Annotated in this window: 17 protein-coding genes and 1 pseudogene; 5 read left to right on the top strand and 13 right to left on the bottom strand. The window is 52.9% G+C overall.

Annotation, left to right across the window (positions count from 1 at the left end; all coding sequences use genetic code 11):
• The first annotated feature begins 36 nt into the window (after nucleotides 1-36).
• Both TH3_RS13275 and TH3_RS13270 read left to right on the top strand, forming a co-directional pair.
• Entirely contained in the window at nucleotides 37-1,203 is a 1,167-nt protein-coding gene (locus tag TH3_RS13275) for a DUF418 domain-containing protein (protein WP_007092559.1), read from the top strand.
• 101 nt (nucleotides 1,204-1,304) lie between these two features.
• Nucleotides 1,305-2,672, top strand: a complete 1,368-nt coding sequence (locus TH3_RS13270; protein ID WP_040059915.1) for an IS1182 family transposase — start codon at nucleotides 1,305-1,307, stop codon at nucleotides 2,670-2,672.
• A gap of 136 nt (nucleotides 2,673-2,808) precedes the next feature.
• Here the strand turns inward: TH3_RS13270 and TH3_RS13265 are convergent, their stop codons facing one another.
• The 3 genes from TH3_RS13265 to TH3_RS13255 are packed head-to-tail and all read right to left on the bottom strand — an operon-like array spanning nucleotide 2,809 to nucleotide 6,442.
• Nucleotides 2,809-4,005: an aminotransferase class I/II-fold pyridoxal phosphate-dependent enzyme gene (locus tag TH3_RS13265; protein WP_007092381.1), complete on the bottom strand. Its 1,197-nt coding sequence runs from the start codon at nucleotides 4,003-4,005 to the stop codon at nucleotides 2,809-2,811.
• Nucleotides 4,002-5,360 carry an MATE family efflux transporter gene (locus tag TH3_RS13260; RefSeq protein WP_007092382.1) on the bottom strand — a complete coding sequence of 453 codons (1,359 nt, stop codon included), beginning with the start codon at nucleotides 5,358-5,360 and terminating at the stop codon, nucleotides 4,002-4,004. Before TH3_RS13260 ends, TH3_RS13265 begins: the two co-directional genes overlap by 4 nt.
• Nucleotides 5,360-6,442 carry a GNAT family N-acetyltransferase gene (locus TH3_RS13255; RefSeq protein ID WP_007092383.1) on the bottom strand — a complete coding sequence of 361 codons (1,083 nt, stop codon included), beginning with the start codon at nucleotides 6,440-6,442 and terminating at the stop codon, nucleotides 5,360-5,362. The genes TH3_RS13260 and TH3_RS13255 overlap by 1 nt, the downstream gene beginning before the upstream one ends.
• Before the next feature lie 177 nt (nucleotides 6,443-6,619).
• Here TH3_RS13255 and TH3_RS23580 point away from each other — a divergent pair.
• From TH3_RS23580 to TH3_RS13245, 3 genes and pseudogenes are all read left to right on the top strand, one after another.
• Nucleotides 6,620-7,981 (top strand): annotated as a pseudogene (locus tag TH3_RS23580) (amino acid adenylation domain-containing protein); the annotation flags it as partial.
• Complete coding sequence (locus TH3_RS23575) at nucleotides 7,964-9,358, top strand: phosphopantetheine-binding protein (RefSeq protein WP_420855227.1); 1,395 nt, start codon at nucleotides 7,964-7,966, stop codon at nucleotides 9,356-9,358. The pseudogene TH3_RS23580 and the gene TH3_RS23575, both read left to right, overlap by 18 nt.
• Nucleotides 9,359-9,371: 13 nt before the next feature.
• Entirely contained in the window at nucleotides 9,372-10,682 is a 1,311-nt protein-coding gene (locus tag TH3_RS13245) for a lysine N(6)-hydroxylase/L-ornithine N(5)-oxygenase family protein (RefSeq protein WP_007092385.1), read from the top strand.
• Between the two features lie 73 nt (nucleotides 10,683-10,755).
• Here TH3_RS13245 and TH3_RS13240 read toward each other — a convergent pair whose 3' ends face one another.
• The 10 genes from TH3_RS13240 to TH3_RS13190 form a co-directional block, all read right to left on the bottom strand.
• Nucleotides 10,756-11,394 (bottom strand): sigma-70 family RNA polymerase sigma factor, encoded by a 639-nt coding sequence (locus TH3_RS13240; protein ID WP_139328294.1) that lies wholly within the window; start codon nucleotides 11,392-11,394, stop codon nucleotides 10,756-10,758.
• A gap of 158 nt (nucleotides 11,395-11,552) precedes the next feature.
• Complete coding sequence (fhuF, locus tag TH3_RS13235; RefSeq protein WP_149029990.1) at nucleotides 11,553-12,371, bottom strand: siderophore-iron reductase FhuF; 819 nt, start codon at nucleotides 12,369-12,371, stop codon at nucleotides 11,553-11,555.
• On the bottom strand, nucleotides 12,335-14,344 hold the full coding sequence (gene fhuB / locus TH3_RS13230) for a Fe(3+)-hydroxamate ABC transporter permease FhuB (RefSeq protein WP_007092388.1): 2,010 nt from the start codon (nucleotides 14,342-14,344) through the stop codon (nucleotides 12,335-12,337). Before fhuB ends, fhuF begins: the two co-directional genes overlap by 37 nt.
• On the bottom strand, nucleotides 14,341-15,282 hold the full coding sequence (locus TH3_RS13225; RefSeq protein WP_007092389.1) for an ABC transporter substrate-binding protein: 942 nt from the start codon (nucleotides 15,280-15,282) through the stop codon (nucleotides 14,341-14,343). The genes fhuB and TH3_RS13225 overlap by 4 nt, the downstream gene beginning before the upstream one ends.
• Before the next feature lie 14 nt (nucleotides 15,283-15,296).
• Nucleotides 15,297-16,094, bottom strand: coding sequence for an ABC transporter ATP-binding protein (locus TH3_RS13220; protein ID WP_007092390.1), 798 nt, complete (start codon nucleotides 16,092-16,094; stop codon nucleotides 15,297-15,299).
• Nucleotides 16,095-16,192: 98 nt separating this feature from the next.
• Nucleotides 16,193-18,652: a TonB-dependent siderophore receptor gene (locus TH3_RS13215; RefSeq protein ID WP_007092391.1), complete on the bottom strand. Its 2,460-nt coding sequence runs from the start codon at nucleotides 18,650-18,652 to the stop codon at nucleotides 16,193-16,195.
• Nucleotides 18,653-18,834: 182 nt separating this feature from the next.
• Nucleotides 18,835-19,878 (bottom strand): FecR family protein, encoded by a 1,044-nt coding sequence (locus TH3_RS13210; RefSeq protein ID WP_007092392.1) that lies wholly within the window; start codon nucleotides 19,876-19,878, stop codon nucleotides 18,835-18,837.
• A 94-nt stretch (nucleotides 19,879-19,972) separates the two neighbouring features.
• Complete coding sequence (locus TH3_RS13205; RefSeq protein WP_007092393.1) at nucleotides 19,973-20,488, bottom strand: RNA polymerase sigma factor; 516 nt, start codon at nucleotides 20,486-20,488, stop codon at nucleotides 19,973-19,975.
• 1,360 nt (nucleotides 20,489-21,848) lie between these two features.
• Nucleotides 21,849-22,952 carry a siderophore-interacting protein gene (locus TH3_RS13195; RefSeq protein ID WP_007091349.1) on the bottom strand — a complete coding sequence of 368 codons (1,104 nt, stop codon included), beginning with the start codon at nucleotides 22,950-22,952 and terminating at the stop codon, nucleotides 21,849-21,851.
• A gap of 46 nt (nucleotides 22,953-22,998) precedes the next feature.
• Complete coding sequence (locus TH3_RS13190; protein WP_007091350.1) at nucleotides 22,999-24,150, bottom strand: ABC transporter substrate-binding protein; 1,152 nt, start codon at nucleotides 24,148-24,150, stop codon at nucleotides 22,999-23,001.
• Nucleotides 24,151-24,158 lie beyond the last annotated feature (8 nt).

The following is a 24,158-nucleotide window of genomic DNA, read 5'->3' as shown; positions in this document are numbered from 1 at the left end:
CTTTCCTTTAACGCGTTATCATCAAAGGAAAGATAAATGTTTAAGCAACGCGAACCTTCAATTGATGCACTTCGTGCGTTTGCCCTGTTTGGGATACTCGTGGTCAATCTGCCATTTTTTGCCATTACGTATGGCTTTGCCGGTGGGGTATGGCAGGATGCAACGCCACTTTGGGCGAATGTCATCGCTGCTGGTGTGATTCAGGGGCTGTTTGAAAGCAAGTTTATCCTGATCTTTTCTGCGCTGTTTGGTTTTGCTGCCTTTCAACAGTTTCAGCGTTACGGTCTGTCATTCTACATTCGACGTCTCGTGGTCTTGGCATTGTTTGGCGTGGTGAACCTGACGCTGCTGTTTGAAGCAGATATTCTTTTACCCTATGCGGTCATTGGCCTGTTGTTGGTCTTTGTGCGCAATCATTCGGTACGTTCTCTTCTGACCTATGCCATCGGACTATGGGCTTGGGCTGTTATTGGCAATGCCTTGTTTGGTGTAAACATGACGGTAAACCCTGTACCTTATGTTGCGCCGGACATACCGGTTTCCGAAGTGCTGGCGTCGGGGAGTTTTGTTGATGTCATGGCCATCCGGCTCGATAGCTGGAGCGGGTTCCAGCTTTACTGTCTTTGGAGCAATTACCTGTTGGTGGCGGCAGCGATGTGCGGCGGGTTGGCCGCCGCGCGATATTGTGATGCACTTGGATTTGATGTTCTGATTGGCAGGTTGCGATTGATTGCATCGTTTGCGGTCATTCCGGCAATTCTGGGTAGCGTGGTTTATGGCGTGTTGGCCGCCTTGCCAGCATCAGCAGAGCCAGAACGCTTCTTTATGATGGCCCTGATTTTGCGTCCGTTGTTCGCTGTGCCGCTGTCTCTTGTTCTGGTGTCAGTAGCGATGTGGGGCTTCATGTCGAGATCATGTAACGGTTTGACATCATTTATTGCGCCAGCAGGACGCATGTCACTGACCATCTACCTTGGCATGTCGTTGATCATGGGGTTTGTATTTTTTGGATATGGTGCCGGATTGCACAATCAGGTCAGTTTGGTCGACTGTTTGTGGATTTCATTGGTGATGTATCTGGGATGGGTTGTATTTGCACAAGTCTGGTTCAGGGTGGCATCGCGCGGCCCGCTTGAATGGATATTGACGTTGTTGACTCGACCCGGATCGCGACGGATTGAGGTTTCGGTGAGCAGCAGTTAGTTCTGTCTGTTTGGCAAAGAACGAAAAGGGCGCCGTCTGGGCGCCCTTCAGACTGCTGACAAAGTCCTCGCCATTGGCGGGGATTTTTGATTCAATGGGGAATGCTTAAGAAACCCAGCCCACATCAAACCGAACTTGAGATGGTGACACTCGACAGTTTGGTCCCCAGCGATCATTTGCTTCGTAAGATCGATGCCGTGATCGATTTCAGTTTTATCCATGCGCGCGTGGCCGATTTGTACTGCGCGAACAATGGCCGTCCCGCCCTTGATCCGGTGATGATGTTTAAGGCGCTGTTCATTGGCTATCTGTTTGGCGTGCGCTCGGAGCGCCAGCTTGTGCGCGAGATTGAGGTCAATGTCGCCTATCGCTGGTTTTTGCAACTCAAGCTGACCGACAAGGTCTTTGATGCCTCGACCCTGTCGCAGAACCGGCGGCGTCGATATCATGATGCCAGTGTTGCGCAGGATATTTTTGACGAGATCGTCGAGCAGGCGATCAGGCACGGGCTGGTGGATGGTAAGGTTCTCTATACCGACAGCACGCATTTGAAGGCCGATGCCACAAAGAACAAATGGGACCGCGAAGTGGTTGCCAAATCGCGCGCGGCCTATTGGGATGATCTGGATCTGGCGATTGAGGAAGACCGGGCGGCTCATGCGAAAAAGCCGCTCAAAGCCAAGGAACGCCAGCCGGTTGAGAAAGAAACCAAGATCAGCCGAACCGATCCCGACAGCGGATATATGGTGCGCGACGGCAAGCCCAAGGGCTTTTTCTATCTCGATCACCGCACGGTCGATGGCAAGCTTGGGATCATTACCGACAGTTACGCCACCCCGGCCAATCTGCATGACAGCATTCCCTATCTCGACCGTCTTGACCGACAAAGGCAGCGTTTTGACCTTGATGTTATCGCCGTCGGACTGGATGCGGGCTATGCGACCGCCGCGATTGCCAAAGGCCTTGAAGATCGTGACATCCTTGGCGTGACGGGCTATCGCTGCCCGAACCTTCGGGAAGGCTACATCCCCAAACGCAAATACGTTTATGACCCTGAACGTGATGCTTATCGCTGCCCCGAAGGTCAGCTTCTGTCTTATGCGACAACCGACCGAAATGGATACCGCCATTATCACAGCGACCCGGAAAAATGCCGCACCTGTCCTGTGCTGGCTTCCTGTACCGCCAATGCCCACCACCGAAAAACTGTCACGCGCCATGTCTGGCAAGACGCCAGAGACCGGGCTGACGCCTATCGTCTGACAGAGTGGGGCAAGCGGGTTTACAAGCGCCGAAAAGAGACGGTCGAACGCTCTTTTGCAGATGCCAAACAGCTTCACGGTCATCGATATGCAAGGTTCCGGGGACTGATCAATGTCAAATGCCAATGTCTGCTGGCCGCCGCCGCCCAAAACATCAAGAAAATAGCCCTGGCTTTGGGCCCCAAGGGGCCAATCGCCGAGGGATAATCCCCTCGGCACACTCAAGCCAGCTTTCAAACACCTCTAAAAGCAAAACCCCGCCAAAATATGACGGGGTTTGTCAGCGGTCTGAAGGGCGCCGTCTGGGCGCCCTTTGCTTTTGGTCGTTCCGGAAAACCTGCGTCTACCGTTTCAGACCGACGGCAATTGCCTGTTTGAGGTCGGCAAGCAGGTCTTCGGGGTTCTCAAGCCCGCCATAGATGCGGACAAGTTGGGGGTTGAGTTTGAAGTGACGGAACGCGCTGACATCGTATTTCTGATGAAGTACCGCAGCTGCAGGCACGACAAGGCTTTCAGGGCCGCCCCAACTGACACCCAGGCGAAATATTCGAAGTGCGTTGCTAAAAATCCGGATATCAACTGCGTCATCAAGAATGATCGAAAACAGGCTGGAATGACCGTGCAGGGTTTTACTTCCGGGGTGGTCACTGAAACCGGAATAAAGCACGGATGAAACCTGTGGATGCACGGCAAGATTTCTGGCCAGATATTCTCCGTTCAGGGCGTGCCTTTGCATGCGCAATTCGAGGGTATCAAGCCCACGCAGAAGAAGCCATGCTTCAAACGGGCCAAGCTTTCCACCAAGATAGGGGAAGGTCGATGCATTGATACGGTCGATCAATGATTGACGCCCTGTAACAACGCCTGCCACGGTATCGCTATGCCCTGACAGGAATTTTGATGCGGCATGAATGACAAGGTCAATGCCGTGATCCGCAGGTTTTTGAAAAACAGGTGTCGCCCAAGAATTATCAATGACCGTAATGACATCGTTTGACTTCGCAGCAGTGGCGAGTTTTTCAAGGTCCTGTAACTCGAAGGTCAGCGATGTCGGGCTTTCCAGAAACAGTAACCTTGCATCCGTAATAGCGGCAATAACGGCATCGGTATCTTTGCCATCGACATAGTCAATCTTGACCCCCATTGGCCTGAGCATCGTTTCAAACAGGCGATAGGCATCCGAATAGACATTATGGACAGTCACAATTCGATCACCTGGCGCAACAAGAGCCATGACCGTTGCGCTGATAGCACCCATCCCACTGGCAAACGCGCGGGAGGCTTCGGTATTCTCCCGCCGGGCGATTTCGCGCTCGAACGCCATGACAGTCGGGTTGTCGCCACGGGCATAGATCGGTCCCCCCGGATTCCCGGCATAGGCATTTGCCATGTCGTCAAAATCACTGAATGCGAAAAGGGATGTTTGATAAATCGGTTGAGAAACAGCACGGAAATGTCGTTCATAATTTGGGTCATGCGCACCCAAATGCCGTGTTTCGCCCTGATGTATACTCAATGGTTTTGTGGGCAGTTCATTCATGATGAAAGCTCCTTGATGGGAAGTGATCTGATCCCCGAAAAGGTAAGGAAAACCGCAAGCAGGGTCGTCAGCACAGCGGCAAGTGCCGGTGCCATGACAATTCCATCAAACCCGACGGCCATTGGTAAAAGGATGGCGAGCGGGATCTGGATGTAACCTTGTGGGGCCATGCTTACCATCGCGGCGTGCCGGGCATTGTTGGCGGCCTGAAACCGCGATACCATTGGTTGGTAAATCCCGATGCAGGCGATCTGAATGGCGAGAATATCAAGCAGATGCCCTCCAAATTCGACAAGCTCTGCACGATCAACAAATGCCGTGATCAGTAGATCACCAAACAGAAATGCAATAAGGGCACAGCTTAACGAAAAACCAGTGCAATAAAGAACGATCCCTTTGAAAACGGCATCAAAGCGATTTTGATTATGGGCACCGGCCGCATAACTCAGGATCGGTTGTGCTCCAAGGCAAAAGCCGATGATTGGCAGGATTGCCAGCAGCACGATGCGAAGAGAAATGGCCAGTCCGGCCAGTTCATCCTCGGTTCCATGAACGTTTGCCGCCTGCATCAAAATGGCAAAGCAAACGGATGCAAGTACAGTCGTCGAGCTTGCCGGTATGCCGAGCTTTGCGAAAGGATAAAGAGCAGGCCGCCATTTCAGTTGACGAAGAGCCGATAACGCTGGGTGCACGCGGCCCAGACGTTTCCGGAAGTAACAGAGATATGCCCCAAGGGCAGCGATCTGTGAGATAACGGTTGCCCAGGCTGCACCGGCAACGCCCATGTCAAAACTGAAAATCAGGATCGGATCCAGGGCCATGTTCAGACCAAATGATCCGATCAGGGTGTACATGGAGAACCGGCTGTTGCCTTCGCCGATTGCAATGAAATCACATACGATCTGCAAAAGTACAAGGACGGCACAGGCTCCAAGGATGCGCATATAGATAGCAGCTTCACCAAAGACATCGCCGCTTGCACCAAGGATATGCAGGATCGGAACATGAAAGAGGAAGATCAGGGCCGCAACGACAATCCCGAATATGATCGCCAGCGCCAATGCGAGTGAAGCCGCACGGGTTGCATCATTTGCATTTCCGTGACCAAGCGCCCGACCAATTTCGGTTGAGGCCGTGATACCCAATCCATGGCCAATGGCACCGACAAGCATGAAGCACGGGATCGAGAGCGTTACACCGGCCATGGCACTGAGCGCATAATGCGAGACGAAAAAAGCGTCGACAACCTGATTTATCGCATTGATCGAAAGCCCCGCCACAGAAGGCAAGGCCAGTCGCAGGATCAAACGCATGATCGCAGGATCATTCAGGTCCGGAAGTTCACGTTTGCGCATCAGGATATATCCTCGTTACGAACAAAGTCCGGAACATAAAGGCGGTCATCAAAGAACCGTTCACGCAGCAGCATCACCAGAAGAGATGTCTTGTGCGGGAAGCGAACCTGTTTGAGACCGGCAAAGCCTGAACGTAAAAGATTGCGGATTTGCTGATCATGACCAGCGTCGGGCTCGCCGACGATCCGCTGGGTGCGAGGATCATCAAGGAACATATAGTGCATCAGTGATGGCAACCATGCTGTAAGGTATTCCTTGCCGCGAAAAGCTTCCTCACCGATTGCAACATGCCAGCCACGATCAAAATCCTCGGCCGTGTAGTGTTCGCCCAGCCGGTCCTCCTGGGCCCAATAGAGTTCGAAATACCCGAAAGGTGCATCATCAAAAAATCCGATAAGCGGTTCTGTCCGGGGATCATTCAGCCGGTTTTCAAGGAAGGCCTGATGCTTCGCTTCCGTGCCAGATTCTTCCCAGAAAACATCTACGCGTGGGTCATTCATCCATTTATGGAAATACCCAAGGTGGCGCGTTGGATCAGCCCGTTCAAAACGGATCGTTTTATTGATCCATGGAATGTAGCGGGAATAGAGCGTCTGGTGCGCGCTTGGTCGACGAACCGGATGGCGACGGCCATTCGTTGAGGTGTAGCGTAGCGGAAAGCTATTCCTTTCAGGATGCTCCAGCCAGTTAAGAGACAGTTGGTATAGGTCACCTGAATAGATGGTATTGTCGCCTGCAGTGTGAGTAATCAATCCACTTCGGGCCATCTGGCTAAGCCAGTCAGGATCAAGTTGATTGGGAAGGCGGATTTCATAGCGTGCCGGATGAACGGCAAAAAGCGCCTCGGCCAAAGCAGCCAAACCATATTGGTCAAGAACACATAAAGTCATACTGGCGATATCATCAAGGACGATCTGATTTGATGTCAGTGTAAAATAAAAGTCGTGATTCTCGTTTTCGCCAGACAGGTGCAGGTGCCCACCTTCGACTACGGAATGCCGCCTGCCCACCTGCTGGAAGTGTTTGATCTGAAATGTTTTCATCGAGGATTGTGTTGGGCTTTCTTGTATCATGACATTCATGTCCGGGACTCCTTGTTTCCATGGTACCAGCCCATCGGGGCCGATTATCTTGCTCTAGTCCGGACGAGTGAGAGGGCAGGAAGTTCAGTGATCTTTTTTGCGTTTGCGTGCAGAAAAAACTGAATTTACATCCGAACGGATCGTCTCCCCTGCAAATGCAATAATTGCTTTGTCAGCATGGAGACGACCATGAACGGTTCTCAGGCGGTATCTGCCGCTTCTTTTGATTTGGCTACAAAGCCCTTTTCCAAGTCAGACCAGCACTTGATTGCGAATGGATTACCTTGGGCAGAGGCCCCTTGGCCCATGACGGGGTATCCACATGAAGTCATTGACCGTTTTTGCCAAAGCGATCAGGACCGGACAGTCATTCTGGCGACGAACGATGACTGGTCGCGCAAACGTTTGAAGCAAACCTCAGACGCGATTGCACATGCGCTTGTGGCAAGGGGTGTTGGGGTTGGTGACGTTGTTGTTGTTGTTTTGCCGAAGTCAGCGATGGCGATTGCCGCCATTCTGGGGGTCTGGAAGTCGGGTGGTGCGTTTGTTCCGGTGGACCCACAGCATCCCGAAACCCGCAACCGGCATGTGCTATCTGATTGCGGTGCGCGCTTCGCCGTAACCAGCCGCGATGGTTTGGCAAGCTTGGGCAACCATGATCTTGAAGCCGTTCTGGTTGAAGATGTCGGGACAGAGGAAGTCCGGTTTGAAGCTACAACACCGAGTGCAGATCAACTGGCCTATGTCATCTACACATCTGGTTCGACAGGAAAGCCAAAGGGCGTGATGGTTGATCACGGTCCTCTCGTTGATCATTTGAACGCGACTGGTCCGCTTTATCTTATGGATGAAACATCGCGGGAACTGCCATTTCTTCCTTTTTCTTCGGACGGTGGCCACGAACGATGGATTGTCCCGCTGATGGCCGGGGGCAGCATTCTGTTGCCAGATCAGCTTCTCTGGACACCTGAAGACACGGTCGGTGCGATCCGCAATCACGGCGTTACGCATGCATCGTTTCCGACAAGCTACGTTCATGAATTGGCCGGCTGGTTACGAGAAAAGGAACAGACACTTGATCTGACGCTTTGTTCTTTTGGTGGCGAGGCAATGCCAAAAGAAACCTTCAATCGCATCGCTCGTGCGATCAATTCACGCTATCTGATCAATGGTTACGGCCCGACCGAAACGGTGATGACCCCAATGTTATGGCGGGTTAATCAGGATCAGCTTTGTGAGACAGTAACCGCCCCGATCGGGCGTCCGGTTGGTGATCGTTGGGCCTATATCCTTGACGGTGATGGCAATCCGGTTGCCGATGGCGAGATCGGTGAAATCCATCTTGGTGGATATTGTGTGGCACGCGGCTATAACAATTTGCCGGAAAAGACCGACAGCCTTTTTGTTTATGACAAATTTGCGCTTGCCGATGACGCGCGGATGTATCGCACCGGTGATCTGGGGCGTTTCTTGCCAGACGGCATGATCCAGTTTGCCGGACGTGTCGATGATCAGGTCAAAATCCGTGGTCATCGGATTGAACCAGCGGAAATTGAAACTGTCCTGCGCGGGTTTGATGATGTTGCCAACTGCGTGGTTATCGCGGCGGATGTTGCATCCCGGCTTGAACTGATTGCCTATGTGGTTCCGCGATCGGGTGCGTCGGTTGATACCCGGTCAGTTCGTGCGCGCTTGCAGCAGCTTTTACCAAGCTCAATGGTGCCTGGTTACATCATTGAGATGACGATGCTTCCGCTCAATGCCAATCACAAGGTCGACAAGGCACAGCTTCCTCTGCCACGTCGGGAAGGTACGATAACGCTTCCTGCAAATGATGATGAGATCGCTGTGCTTGCGACCTGGAAATCGGCGCTGGGACTGGATGACATTGGCGTTAGCGATAATTTTTTTGAAATCGGGGGAAACTCGATCACCGCTCTTCGGGTGCTGGGAAAGATTCGTGAACAGTTCCCGGATAGAAATGCTGAAATCACGGATCTTTTCAATTTCCCGACAGTCCGAACCTTTCTGACGGCGCTTTTTGAACCGGAATGCAAACCGGGTGCTGACATTGTGCATTTGCAGAAAGGCAGGCCAGAGCAGCCCGTTCTTTATTGTTTTCCGGGGCTTCTGGTCAGCACGCGTGAATATATGAAGCTGGTTAAAAGCCTTGGTGCGGATCAATCGGCTGTGGGGTTCATGTGCCATTCGCTTTCAGACAGTCAGGAACTTGACGTTTCTGTATCAGACATTAGCGCACGCTATGCCGAGATCGTGCATCGCGAGGCCAAAGGACGATCCTGTGCATTTCTTGGCTGGTCGTGGGGAGGCTTGCTTGCCTATGAAGCCGCCCGGATGTTGGGCCGCGATATTGATCTGCGTCTGATCGGTATGGTCGATGTTTGTGACATGGATGATGATTTTGATCTGAATGCCCGACCAAAATTCCAACCGGGGGAGCGTGAGGAGATCGAAAGCAACATTCGCCGCTGGCTACAACAAACCGCAATGCGCGAGGAATGGGAACGCCTTTTGGCGCTGATGGATGATCTTGCCTATGCGCAGTTTGTCCATTTCGTCGGTAAAAGCGAATTTGGCCTTCCGATAGATGGTCCAGGAATTGGGACACGGGAGCACACTTTTTGGGTGCTGATTGATAATGCCCTTGTCTTTCGGCGCCATGAACTTCTTCCTTATGACGCACCAATCGCATCCTGGCTGGCAGGTGATACCGTAAGTCGCAAGCTTGATCTCATTGACTGGCAGGCCCTGTCACATCGGGCGGAGCAACCAGAACACATTCCTGGCACAGACCATTTGACCATCATTGGTGACCCTGCATTTCACAGACTGTTTGGACGACGTTTGCAACGTGCGTTTGAACAGACAGTCAGCTCCGAATTTTCAGGCAATTAGAAGGACTCAGAAGATGGATAAGCTGGATCTGGTCGGGATCGGGATTGGTCCTTTCAATCTTAGTCTTGCGGCACAACTTGATGACGTTCGCGATGTGAAATATGCATTTCTGGAACAAAAGGCTGAATTTGCCTGGCATCCCGACATGATGCTGCCCGGTGTTGAACTTCAGACATCTTTCCTGAAGGATCTTGTGACCCTTACCAACCCGACAAGCAAATGGTCGTTTCTGTCCTATATGGTCAGCCAGAAACGTATGCTTGATTTCATGAATGCCGATTTTGCAGCCGTACCGCGTCGGGAGTTTGCAGCCTATCTGAAATGGGTTGCGGATCATCTTGGCGGGCTTGTGTTCAATAATGCGGTGCGGGAAGTCGAATTTGACGGCAATGACTTCCAGGTGCGTTCAGACAATGGCACCTATGTGGCGCGCAATCTTGCAATTGGCATCGGAAAGCCTGCTTTTGTGCCCGGTTGGGCACGTCATCTGCCGGTTGAGAAATGTTTCCATACAAGCCAGGCAAAATCGCGATTGCCTGATTTACATGGCAAACGGGTCGCGGTTATCGGCGGTGGTCAGAGCGGGGCGGAGCTTGTGGAGTATCTGCTTGGCGGAAATGACGGGAATGTGGAAGAAGTCCTTTGGCTATCGCGGCGCGATAATTTTGAGCCACTTGATGATACGCCGTTTGTGAATGAATATTTTACCCCCGGATATGCTGATATCTTTGCCAGATTGCACGATAGCCGGAAGCAGGAGCTTATGTCGCGCCAGAAGCTGGCAAGTGACGGGGCTTCGCTTTCGACATTGAAGTCGATCTATCAGCTGATCTATCGGCAAAGATATCTTGATGAGGGTAACGTCATTGCGCGATTGTTGCCGCAACGTGAGGTCTTTCAGGTTCAGCATGATGGGGAAGATTTCAGGATAGCGGCGCGCAACGGCCTTAATCAGGATGTTGAATTCTTCCATGTCGATGCATTGATCCTTGCAACAGGATATGAAACGGCCTTGCCGGAATTCATGGCACCATTGCGTGCACGTCTTGAAGAAGGTGTGTCTGGTGCCTACCGGCTTGATGCGGATTTTCGTGCCTGTTGGGATGGCCCGGCTGATCGTAGCATCTTCGTTCAAAATGCCGGGCGTATTGATCTGGGAATCTTTGAACCACAGCTCAGCCTGATGGCATGGCGCAGTGCGAAGATCGTCAATGCACTGATGGGGCAGAATGTGTTCGATCTCGATCAAAACCGGCCAATTGTCGATTGGGTTGCAGATGGGACGCATGTGGCAGATGGCGCTGTGGTTCAGGCGTGGGGATAGTATGGTGTGATAATTGATCGGCAAGCGGCCGGGACAAATATTTTTTATCCCGGCTGCCGATCCTCCTTGCCAATCAGGCGGGACGCACCAGTTCGGCATTTTGCAGGGCCTTGCGACAACTTTGATCGGCCAGATGAATATAGGCGCAGACAGATGCCTTTGAAACGCCGATATCTCTGGCAATGACGTTTTGCGCATACCCATCGACACGGTGGCGATAAAAAGCATTGCGAACATGGGGCGGCAGTTCCTGCAAGGTGTGTTCAATGACGCGCAGGGCCTGACATCCGCTTAGTCGTGCTTCCGGACAATTGGCAGTACCTGCCGGGCATAACTCGGTTTGGTCGCTGCCTGAAAACAGGCTGCGTTCAAATGTCATCTGCCGCACCTTGTCAATGGCCATGTTGCGTACAATGCGGGTGATAAATGCACTTGGCGTGGAGACTTCCTCGTCAATCTGTATAGTTAGAAGTTTGGCATATGTGTCCTGAACAATATCATCTGCAAGATGTGGGCATTTGACGATGGATTGGGCAATGCGACGCAACTTTCCTTCAATGTCCCGGGTTTTGATCAGCAGTTCGTGTCTCTGTTTGTGCTCAAAGGATTTCGGCTCAAGTCGGTTTGATAGGTGCATTTTCCAATAGTCTCCATTGGTTTGCTCATAAGTGAAATTAATAGTCACTTGCAAATTTAGGACGTGGCTTTGCACTCTCCGTGAGGTCGATACATCTTTTGTTTTTTGAGCAGGGCCTGATGGTGCTCCAAACCCGCCTCATGATTCATGAGACGGGATTTCTGATCGCTTTCAGTAAGGAAAACTGCGTGTCCGGAAAGTGAACGCAGTTATGCAAGGGGCTTGTGGAATTTCTAGAGTTTTGCGAGCGGGCAGGTGGGGCAGATTTCGACACTGGTGAGCAAATACCGCAGGCAACAGACACGCCTGGAAAGGCTGCCATCTTCTGATTGTTTGGTGCTGTATGGATTTGCCAGAGGGTTGCGCATATCGTCGGGGCGTTTTGCGTCACTGATCAGCGGTACAAGCGAGATACGGCTGTCCTTGAGAACGTGTTTTTCGACATAGGCAATTACCACCCCAACATTTGACCAGAATACTTTGGGGGAAACCTTTGATGAGGTTGAAAGCGACATAATCAGAGGGGTGAGATGCATGGATATCAAATTATCAAAATGTACCCATGGACAAGGTGCAACAGGATCGGTAACCGTTTGGCGAACGTACCCGTCGGTTAAATCAAACCCAACCGGGCAATTGACGTCATCTGACTTCATGCTGACAAAGCCAGCCTGAAACGGCAGTACTACTTCACCCCCGGCACCCATGACCAGCATAGGCGATAGAAGAAGCCCGAAATACCACTGTGACCACATCGAAACCGCGGCACGACGATCATCATTGGGATATTTCATCTTGCAATAGTGATCCAGCAGCGGGGAAAGGCATTCGGGATCATGCAAGTCAAAACAGTCAATACCGGCCTTGGCGTCGGCAGTAACGTGATGACGTTCGTCGAGCCCCTGATAGGGGCCCTGAAAAACCTGAGCCTTGATTTCCGAAAGCAGTTTGCTTTCTGTCCCGTTGATGGAGGGCTGCCGCGGCGGCAGGTTCGATTGATTGTGTGGTGCTGACATCATGATGAGGTTTGTCCGATACGCATAAGCAGCCAAACCAGAACCGGTCCGGCAATGATCGCAGCCATCAGGCCAGCAGGTATTTCCCACGGAAAGAACAACATCCGTCCAAGCCAGTCGGCACTCACCATCAGGGCGGCACCGATAAAAGCAGCTCCGATACTATGTGAAAGCGCGTGGCGGAACCCGGCTAATCGCGCAAGATGTGGGGCAATCAAGCCGGCAAAGCTGAGCGGCCCTACCAGCAATGTTGCCGCGGCCGTCAGAATGGCAGCGAACAGCAACATGCTGCCACGTGACACCGACAGGTCCACACCCATCGACTTTGTGGTGATGGGGCCTAGCGGAAATAGATTAAGCCAGCGTGCAAGCGCAGGCAGGATTGGCAGGGCGGTAACAGCAACGATTGCAAGAATAGTGGCACGGTCGAAGCCCAGCCCGTAAGTGGACCCCGAACTCCAGGCCAGAAGGCGTGCGGCACGTGGATCGCCACCTGCCATCAGGAATGCAATGAAACCATCAAATAATGCTCCGATTGCAATTCCGGCAATGAGAATGCGCTCCGGTGCATATCCCGATTTCCGCGTCAGGACAAAAATCGCAACCAGTGTCACGAATGCGCCAATTGTGGCCCCGGAAATCTGAAGCCATGTAGATGGTGCATCAATCGCAAAGATGATGGCGATCATGCCAATTGCCGCCCCGGCACTAACACCGAGACTTTCGGGGCTGGCCATCGGGTTTGCTGTCATGCGCTGCAAGACGGTTCCGGCAATTGCCAGCATTGTTCCAGCCGCGATTGCCCCCAAAATGCGCGGTCCACGCCATGGCCAGACAGTTTGCAGATCATTTGTCCATTGAAGTTGCCAGAACCCATTTACGTCACGTCCTATGAATATCGCACCCGCAATGGCCAGCAGGACACAAGTTCCAAGGATCATTCTGCTTTGCCGAAGGCTCCTATCCTTCGTCGGGATTGCTGTTGTGCTGCGTGATGGTGGGGAATTGGCACGTAGTTGCCTTATGAGAATAATCAGTAATGGCCCGCCGAAAACACCGGTCAAGGCCCCTGCAGGAACAAGAGTTCCGAGATGACCCGAAAGGACCTGTACTCCTTGGTCGGCGGCACAAAGCAGTAGAGCTCCAAACAGTGCAGATGCGATCAGTTTGTGGCGCAGGCGCCTTATACCGATCATGCGTGTGATTGCGGGACCGGCCAAGCCAACAAAACCGACAATACCAACTGCGGCAATGGTAACTGCCGTCAGCCAGCAGCCGATCAGGAGGCACAGCATACGCAGTCGGGCCGGTGATGCACCAAGGGCCGTTGCCTGATGATCATTCAGGTTCAGCATCTCAAGCGGGCGGGCGAGTATGATCGCAATGATCATCCCAAACGCGATTTTGATGGTCAGCGGACCAAGGATATACCAGCCATCCTGTGTAAGATCACCGCTACCCCAGATGAACAGGCTTTTGAGCCATTCATGGTGAATAATTGCAAGAGCGGTGGTAACGGCCCCGCAATAAAGCGCAATGATCATTCCCGTCAGAATCACAACCAAAGGTGAGAAACCACTGCGTCGGGCCAATGCAAAAACCAATGCGCCGACGGCCAGGGCACCAAGCAGGGCAATGATATCCTGCCCGATCTCAAGTGCGCCGGGCATATAAAGAGTTGTCAGAGTCAGGAACAGTTTTGCGCCGCCGGCGAGGCCAAGTGTGGACGGGGAGGCCAGCGGATTTTTAAGTGTGTGTTGAAACAGTGCACCGGCTGTTGCCAATCCCGCACCGGCCACCAGCGCAATAACGAACCTTGGCACCCAGCCATGTGTTAGCAACAGGGTTTGTGTTCCGGATGCAAATGCAAGATCGAGAATTGCGATAGGGTTGAGGCTCCCGGTCTCAATCTGCAGTGAAAGGGTGCTAAGTACTATGGCAGCAATAAAAAGTACGGTGGGAATCGCACCCTGGTAAGCGGGCCGCTTATTCAAAACTGTGGCAGTCATGGTGCCACCTCGTCATTCCCGGGTGCGATGTCCGAAAGCGAACTTGCAAGCAGATCGGCAAAACGGCCAGCAGCAAACAGGCCGCCAAATGTTGCAACGGGGGGCATTTTGATCAGACCAAACCGCTTGATCGGAGGAAGTTCGGAAAGGATCGGGCTATAACTGATGGCGCGTTCGACATTGTCTGGCACTGGTTCGATAGCAATCATCGCGGCATCGGAATATTGCGCGATCTGATCAATAGAAACGGTTGCAAACCCCCAATGGTTGGTCGGACCAGTCCAGGCGTTCTGGATGGGGAGTTGCGCAATAACATCCTGCATCAGACTGTTCTGGCCAAATACGCGCATGTGTCGCGGTGACAGCATGCTGGTAATTAAAACCGAACGGGCTTTGGGAGTTGAAAGTTGTCGGGCAGCATGTTCAATCCGCGCGGCAGTTTCCGCAACCAGTCTATCGGCGGCGTTCGGGTGACCGGTGACGTCGCCAATTTTGCGTGCTGCGGTAACTGCATTTAAGAACGGGGTTTTGCTGCTGCTGTAAATGTCGATTTTTTCAATCGGTGCCAGATCACGCAGGCTGGCATATTGATTTGCATAGAAGCTGCTGGTCAGGATCAGATCAGGTTTAAGCTGTGCCAAACGTTCGAGGCTTGGCTGGAAACGTGCGCCAAGGTTAATGACCCTATTTGGAACTGCCGGTTGCTGTACCCATGCCTGATACCCCGGAATATCGGCCATCGCTAACGGAACAATCCCCATTGCCAGTGCCGTTTCGCTGATTGCGCCGTCTGCGATCACGATGCGTTTGGGAACTGCCGCCGATGTGGTTTCTGCCATCAGGCCGGATAAAGCGTAACCGCATCCTGATATAATCGATGCCTGCGTGACAAGGCGCAGGAATGATCTGCGTGAATATAAATGGATTGGTTTATGCATTGAAATTCGTCCCGTCACACATTGGCCAAGGCAACAGGATGCCCATTGGTTGGATGGGGCTGGACAAGCATGTCGATGCCGAAAATATCGCGCAGAATATTGGGCTGCATAATGGTTTGAGGGGATGCATCCGCAATCAGATGGCCATTTTTCAAGGCAACGATTTGATCGGCAAAGCGCGCAGCCAGATTGATATCGTGCAAAACGGCGATGATGCACAAGCCATCTTGCTTGCTGAGTTCTGCAAGCAAAAGCAGGATTTCATATTGATGGGCAAGGTCGAGTGCTGAAATTGGCTCGTCCAGAAGCAGGCAAGGTGCCTGCTGGGCCAGCGTGACTGCGATCCATGCACGTTGCCGTTCTCCACCAGACAGGGTGTGGACAGCACGTTGACGTAATGATTCCAGCCCGGTCAGAGCAATGGCACGTTCGATTGCTTGTTTGTCGTGGTCCTGTAATCGCCCGAATGGTCCGTGCCAGGGATACCGTCCCAGAGCGACCAGTTCCTCGACGGTGTAATCTGCGCCGTCGCCGGGATCCTGTGCCAGATAGGCAACGTTTTTTGCAAATTCGCGTGTGCCAAAGCTTGCAATATTTTCGCCATCAAGGGTGACGGTCCCCCCCGATGGTTTGTTCAGCCCAGCCAGCATTTTAAGGGCCGTCGATTTACCAGAACCGTTATGGCCCACAATTGCAGTCAGGCTGCGCGCCCGAAATGTAACGGAGACTTCCTTAAGAAGGATTGAGCCCCCCGATGTTTGGAAATGGGTGTCCTGCATGGCAAGAACGGCGGGGCGGTCAGACAAATCCATGGCGATGAACCAGTTTCTTGGAAATGCAGAAAATCCGCGTTGGACGCGGATTGCGGAAAACGGACCCGGGACGCGGTATTGCGCCCCGGGATGCGCGGTTACCAGTCGTATTTTAATGTTGCTGCAATGGTCTGCCCCTCGTTCTGGTAGCAGTATCCGTTGTTGCAAATGTCGGCTTTGTTGTCGGCGAGGTTGGTGCTGTTGATGGCGAGTGTCAGGCCTTCAAGCTTGTCGCTGACCGCACCGAAGTCATATCGGATTGCGGCGTCAAGCAGTGTGTAAGACTTGTTCTTGCTGGTGTTGGTATAGTTGGCATAGCTTGAGTCGATGTAGCGAACGCCAACGCCAAGTCCGAAGCCACTCAGAGGTCCGCTCTGGAAAGTGTAATCCACCCAGGTCGATGCGGTTTTTTCCGGCGTTACGAGCGGCGTGTTGCCACGATAGGAGCCTTTGACGATCTTGGCATTGTTATAGGCAAAGTTTGCAACAAGGCTCAGGCTTTCGGTCACATTTGCCTTGCCTTCGATTTCAAGCCCGCGTGATTCAAGTTTGCCGATAGGCTCATAATACGAACCAATTGTGGCACTGTAGCCTGCATAGCGGGCAACATTGTCCTCGGTCAGTCGATAGGCAGATACGGTGACTAAACTATCGAACCCGATTGGTTCGTATTTGACGCCAACTTCATATTGTTCACCTTCGGTCGGGGTGAGCATCTTGCCGTTGATATCCTGACTGGTGCTTGGCAGGAATGAAGTGCCCCAACTGACATAGGGCGATACACCGTTATCGAACGCATAAAGTGCGCTGGCATTAAAAGTCGTTGCGGTGTTGTAGTCTGTTGAGCCGGTATTTGTCAGGCGGCTGATGCGCTTGCGCTCTGCATAGTCGAAACGAACGCCGCCATTGAAATGCCAGTTCCCGTATTCCAGCTGATCCTGAACATAGACGCCTGTCTGGTTATAAGTAACATCATCCAATGTCGTGTAGGCAGGCGTGCTGCCGGAAATTGATCTGTTTGGGTCATCAAGATAGAAGCTGTAGTCGCTCAGCACCGCACTTGAACCAAATCGATAATCGGATTTCGAGTACATTAAATCCAGACCGGTCAGCAATTCATGAGAAACCTCTCCGGTTTCAAAGCTGGTAATTGCCTGATTGTCGACCTGTGCGCTCCAGAGTGTTTCCTGGACGGCCTGTGCCACGCGTCGATATTCGTTGGCGTCAGAAGGATTCCAGCCAGCCCCGGCAACGCCCCCGGTGAGATAGCGGGCCGTGAGGTCAAAATAACCAAATCGGGTGTTTTGAGCCAGGGTGACCGGCACGGAGTTCAGATGGTGGGTGAGTTCATAGCCGACCTGAAACTGATCTTGCTTCTGATAGTCGTAATCTGCGTCACTGGTACGATAGTCAAGGACTTCGCCATTCAGGTTCAGCAATGTCGCAGATGCGTCCGTCTCGTCATGTTGTAAAAGGGTATAAACGGTCAGGTCCGTGTTCTCATTGGGTTGCCAGCGAATGGTTGGCGCGAACATCTGGCGATCATCCTGGATGTCATTGCTTGTTTCGCCATAACGCGCCATGCCGACAAATCGCGAGGCCCATTCGCCATTCTTGCTGATATCCAGATTGTAGTCGAAACCACCTTCATAGGATTCTGTGTCGGTGAAACGTCCATATACGTTGTTTTTGGCATCTTTGTGCGGGCGTTTGGTGACGCTATTTAGCAAGCCGCCGGGTGTCGTCTGGCCATATAGTGCCGCCGTCGGTCCCTTCACGATCTCAAGCTGTTCAAGGCTATAAGGTTCGGTTCTGAAGGTTGCGTAAACACCTGTCATCTGCCGCAGGCCGTCACGATAATCGCCATAGATATGAACCGGATAGCCACGGACATAGACCTGATCGAAGCGTGGATCATAGCCGTAATTATTGGTCACTACACCTGCGGTATAGGCGACCGCATCCTCAATGCTGGCAACTGCGCGGTCTTCAATTTCCTGCTCGGTCACGACCGAAATGCTTTTGGCGGTTTCGATCAGGGGAGTGCTGGTTTTGGTTCCCGAACTGCTGGTTGTTGCGACGTAACCATGCGCCAGTTCGCTTGAACTTTGTGCATTTGCTTCGACATAGACCGGATCAACAACCGTCGACGCATCAACATCGGAAGTTTCCATCTTTGACAGGGAAACAGTGCTCTCGCTCGTGAACCGATAGGTCATACCGCTACCCAGCAGCAGGACTTTAAGTGCATCAGAAGGCGTGTAACTGCCTTCCAGTTCCGAACTTTGCAAACCGTCGATACGGTCCAGATCGTAGAACAGTTGCAAATTTGCCTGATCGGCAAAAGTCAACAGCGCCTGATTAAGATCCTGTGACGGGATTGAAAATTCCATCGGTGTTGCACTGCTTACCGACGTATTGTCCTGTTGTGCTTTCGCCGTGGCTGGAACCCCCGTAACGATCAACCCGGCAGCAAGTGCAAACAAACTTGCACCACATATCAACTGATATGCCAAACCTTTTGCCAACCGGGCTTTGCCGGCTTTATTTACCTGCATTATGCAGACCCCCATCTTCGATATTTTCTTAATAACGCAAATGATTTGCATTTGCTGATGCTAGGTGAGACGGGATTTGCATTCTGATTCAGTAAGATAAATTTCTATTTTTTTGTTTTTCTTCAGGAGGAAGGTCGGGAAATGGCCGAAATGCGGCTTTTCCGGAAGACTGGGCGTCCGATTTAGTAAAGGAATGTCAGCAGCGGTGTGATGGAAACCTTGCGGATAGACAGCTCTGTCGCAATCAGGTCCAGCCCGACTTGTGGATCGCTCATGTCGAAAACACCACTGACACGCTTTCGTGCAACGGCTTCATTGGCGATCAGGATTTTTCCATGCTGATAGCGGGAAAACTCGGCAACCACTTCACGCAAGGCAACCCGGTCAAAGATCTGCTTGCCCTTTTGCCAGCTCAGAACGCGGTCTGAATTGACGGGATAGATATCTTCAAGTGAATATCGGCTGTATCTGACAGCCTCATTGGGGCTCAGAACGAGCGATTTTGTGGGGGGCGCGCCGTTTGTCAGGCTGACTTTCACGTTGTGTTGCAATACGGAGACCGACGCATAATCATCGAATTTGTCGATGACAAAACGGGTCCCTAAAGCGCGTGCTATACCGTCGCCGGTGGACACGACGAAGGGACGATCACCGGCATTCTCCATCGGAACTGCCTGAAAGTCGACGAGGCCGGTAAAAATTTCGATCCGTCGTTCCTGTTCACTGAATTTGACGTCAATGGCGCTATCGGGGCCAAGTGTTATCTTGCTGCCATCGTCAAGGGTGATCGCCCTGATTTCGCCTGGTGCAGTATGATAATCTGCCCCCCAGACCAAAGCCGGATCACCCATCAGCACCCTGCCGGAAAACAGTGCGATGAGCAGACAGGCTGCCATCGCAATCGCGGCCCATTTTCCGATACCTGTGCGAGGCGGTTTTTTGCCTTTGCCTGTAATTACCGGAAATGGCCGGATTTCGGCGTTCTGCCTGTCTGCCTCATGCATAGAGCTTTGCGCCGCATTTACGCCGTCAGAAAACAGACTGGCATCCATCATCGCAAGTGCGTGATTGGCATCGGCAAATGCTTGCTGGTGGGAACGGGATTGTGCAAGCCAGGCATCAAGAGCTTTCTGTTCTGCATCATTCAGGCCGCCGTCAATCATCCGCGCAACCCAGTTGGCGGCACAAAGATCAATGCTTTCCTGCGTCTGTTGCGTTTGATTCACGTTACTGATCCGCGCCCGAAAATCGCTGTTTCATTTGGTCCATAACTTTAGGACGTTCAAAGTACAAGAAAAGGCTAAAAAATTTTGCACCAGATCACACGCCTTTCTTGCCCAGCCGTGCCATGACGTGGGCAATGGCACGGGCAATATGCTTTTGGACCGAACTGTCGGAGATACCAAGTCTCTCGGCAGCCTGATGATATGTAAGCCCATCTACGCGCACCAGCACGAAGATATTGCGCGTCCTTTCGGGAAGTTCATCAAGGGCACGCCGCACGAAATCAAGTTCAGACTGATCGCCGACAATTTGTTCTGGCGAGGGGGCATTGTGAGGGATCGTTCCCAGATTGCTGTCATCAGCCCGATTCACCGGGTTACGCTTTTGTGCACGAACATGGTCCACGGCAAGATTGTGGGCAACCCGATACAGGTAGGAGCGTACATGCGTCACATCATTCGATTTATTCTGCCGGGCGTGTTCGGTAACACGCAGGAATGTTTCCTGTGTCAAATCCACAGCAATATCAGCGTCGCGCAACAGGCGAGTGAGATAAATCTGCAATTCCCTTTGATGGGAAAGGAATAGCGTTTTGATGTCGGTTATTGCCAAACCGAAAACCTGACTCTAATGATCCGATACTTGTTGAGTTATCAAAAATAATACTCATTCGCAATTAAATTGGGCCGCGTAACGGTTTAAAGAATGTGAAATATGCTGTTAGATCGCTGTTCTGCTGATCAATCCACGCTCTTCAAGCAGAAGAAAACGAGCAATAACTTATTCATTCTGCAGCATTAAATCCGTGCCATACGACAATTCCCTTTTCTAAGGGCAACCAGATTTCAATTGTCAATTTCAGGCGTACGAATTGGGGGCAGCCCTGGAGCATATATAAAGTTTTTCAGATTTTTCGAAAAAAGTTCTTGATTTGTTCTTTTATTTGTGGCATAAGAGAAAAGTCAACGGGAGAAATGCACCCGGACCGAAACCCGCGAGGCCTTGAGCCTTGCGGGTTTTTGCGTTTGGGGCTGGATGAAAGAGGTGATCAGGATGATGCGGCAAAGAGACGGACAGAGACAGAGACACGGGCCGTGCGGCGGGGTGACCCGCAGGATATGGGGCGGCGGATGGCGGAGCCGTTACGGCGGGATTCTGCCCAAGGACTAAGGGGACTAACCCGGTCATTTGTCATGACGGGAGAGGTGCGTCTTGTTGGAAAAGGAGCGTTAGATTTGCCGGGAGCGGCAGCGATGGCAGCAGCGGGTAGTGGCGATCTGTGACCCGTCGATGGTGGACCAGTGGGGGCCGTGCGCCCGAAGTGTGTCCGGACCTCGGCGGTTAGCGGAAAGTGCCGTCGTTGCCGAAAGTGACCGGAGCGGGTAGTGGGCCCGAAGGCCGTCGGAGAATGAGGATAGCAGACGCCCGAGATGCGTCCGGGCTTCATCGGTTGCGGGAAATGCCTTGATGGCCGGAGGTGATGGGAGCGGGCGGTGAGCCCGAAGGTCGTCCGTCGGTGAGGATGGAAGACGCCCGAAGTGTGTCAGGGATCCATCGGTTGCGGGAAGTGTCGCCGTGGCCGGGAGTGACCGGAGCGTGCGGTGAGTCCGAGGTTGTCTGCTGGCGAGGATGGTGGAGGCCCGAGATGTGTCCGGGCTCCATCGGTTGCCGGAAGAGTCGTGATGGCCGGGAGTGATCGGAGCGGGCCGTGAGCCCGAGGACCGTCCGTCGGTGAGGTTGGGGGAGGCACGGGGGCTGCCCGGACTTCCGGGAGGCGGGACGTCCGGTCTTGGGTTTTGTGTTCTGCCGCCGCATTGGTCATCGGCTGGCGGTTGCCCGGATGTCTTGGTCATGGTTCCGGCGGTAAAGATCATTGACCGAGATGTCATCCGCAGCGTCAGTCCCAGGCCAGGACCAGCCTGGCAGAGAGCCTGTGATCTTTCTGTGTTCCGGGCCGGGGCGGGTAAACGGATCAGGTTTGTTCAGGGCCAGCAGCAATAACGTTTTCTTCGCTCATGCCGCGTCGCCAATGGGCGAATGCGACCAGACGGGATTTGGGGATGCCGATTTCCGTGCGCAGATAGGACCGAATGTCGCGAAAGGATACATATTCGGTGCCGACCCAGCAAAACAGTGATTCCGGCTGCGCGGAAAGGTCGAGCCAGCGGAGCCGGTCGAGGAGCAGTGTTGTTGTCCCGGGCGCGGCGCCGTTTCGATACAGCCAGTGAATTTGAACGCCTTCGGGGTGACGAATATCCTGTTTTTCGCATATATCGGAAACTTCAACCAAGGCATTGCCGCAAGCATTGGCCGGAAGGCCTTCGAGAATGCGGGCGATGCCCGGAAGCCCGGTTTCATCCCCAATCAGGAGATACTGACCAGCCGGTTTGGGACCATTCCCCGCCGGTCCAAACATGCCGACAACATCCCCGGGCCGGGCGTTGTTTACCCAGGAAATACCGGGGCCCGGAGCATCATGAAGGACAAAATCGATATCAAGCGTGTTGGTCGCGGTATCGATTTTGCGGATTGTATAGATACGGGATTCCAGTTTACCGGTCTGGGGCCAGACAATTTTGCCGTTGTCATCGAGCCTTGGCCATGCGGACAGGCTGTGCGGCGTATGGGTGTTGGGGAACATCAGGCGACAATGGATCTGATCGGGAGCGGCATATCGTTCGAGGTTTTCCCCGCGAAAACGGATTCTGCGCATTTTCGCACTTGGCTGGGAGATATGGAGAACCTCGATAATCCTGAGATCAGGGGCCAATGTGGTACCGACGGCATCGCCGGACCAGTCAAATTGAATGGCGTCCGGCTGGGTAATGAAATCAATCAGAATGGTCAGGTCATGTTTGAGGCGGTTAAAAGATAACGGTTCGGTCGCCTCGACATGGATATGAAGCTTTTCATTGCCGGAAACCAGAAGTGCGGTGCCAAGCGGCGATGTGAACAATGATCCGTCATCACGGGCTTCATGTTCCATATTATGCGCGCAGAGGAGATCGATAATGTTCTGGATTTCCCCATCAAGGTCGGGAAAGTCGAAGGCCGCATCTGCCGTGTAAATGGTCATGGCGTTTATCCTTGTCGGTTCTGTTTTCCGCCTTCGTGGCGGATTTTCAGGCATTGTCGCCAAGCGAAATCCAGCAAGGACCGGAAAGCGGCGTGCCGAGATAGAGACGGTTGATGTCATCAAGCGTTTGCTGAGGAGACAGATCGGCAAAAAGGTCGGGATGAAGCCATTTTGCGGCGACTTCGAGAAAGAGAATTTGCAAAGGGGCGATGGTCAGAAGCCCGGTCCAGACGCAGTGCACCCGGTTATTGATGACCGCAGGAAGGGTTGAAAAGCCGGTCCGTCCGGTGAGGCGTTCGAGTGCGGCGCGTGCGGGCACGGGATCAAGGCCCGGACCAACGGCAGGGCGGATTTCGGCGGCATATGCACCGCCCGATGCGATATAGACGTCCGGGGATTCTGCCATCAATTGTTCGATTGATACCTGCGCGTACCATGGTGCTTCGACGACCGACAGATTGCGGCCGCCTGCCTGTCGCAGAAGATCCCCCCATATCTGCTGGCCGGCAGCCCAGCAGCAATCATCATATGTCGACTGGATTTCGAGATAAGCCTGCGTGGGGGTGATCCCGGCAAGGCGGTCGGCAATCGCCTTTTGATGTTTGCCGACAAAGGAGATGAATTCTTCGGCGCGGTTACGCCGGTCCAGGATTTTCCCCCACATGCGCATCAGGGCGGCCATTTCATCAAACGGGTTTGTTGCCGTCTTCGAGCCGGAGGGCACGTTTGATGACACATTGCTGAAAATGACAGGAATGCCGACCTGTTCCAGACGTTGGGTCAGTTCACCATTGCCAAGCCCGGGTTCGGAAAATGCCGTTGCCACGACAAGGTCGGGCTCAAGAGCGATGATTTTTTCATGCGACACCGTGCCCGGTGATGAACCGCCAACAGTTTCGATCAGGCTGCCATCGGCGTGACGGTCATAGGTGGTACGGAGTATTTCGCTATCGAGTCGGGCGGTATCCGCCCATCCCACCACGAGGTCGGATGGGGAGGGGTGGAGGATCGCCATGCTGAGAATGTCACGGGCATCAAGCAGCACAATACGTTTGATATGATCAGGCAGCTTTACCGTGCGCCCTGCCATATCGGTAATGTGCGAGGATGCGTCAGCACCGGCATTTGCGAGGGCGACCGAGGGGGCCGCCATCGCAGCGCCGAGCAGAAGGGAAAATTTCCGTCTGTTCAGAAGCATTTTTAAAG

Origin of the sequence: Thalassospira xiamenensis M-5 = DSM 17429 (assembly GCF_000300235.2) — a bacterium.
Taxonomy (GTDB): Bacteria; Pseudomonadota; Alphaproteobacteria; order Rhodospirillales; family Thalassospiraceae; genus Thalassospira; species Thalassospira xiamenensis.
The sequence above is the reverse complement of the archived record's forward strand: the minus strand, read 5'-3'. Positions and strand labels throughout refer to the sequence as shown.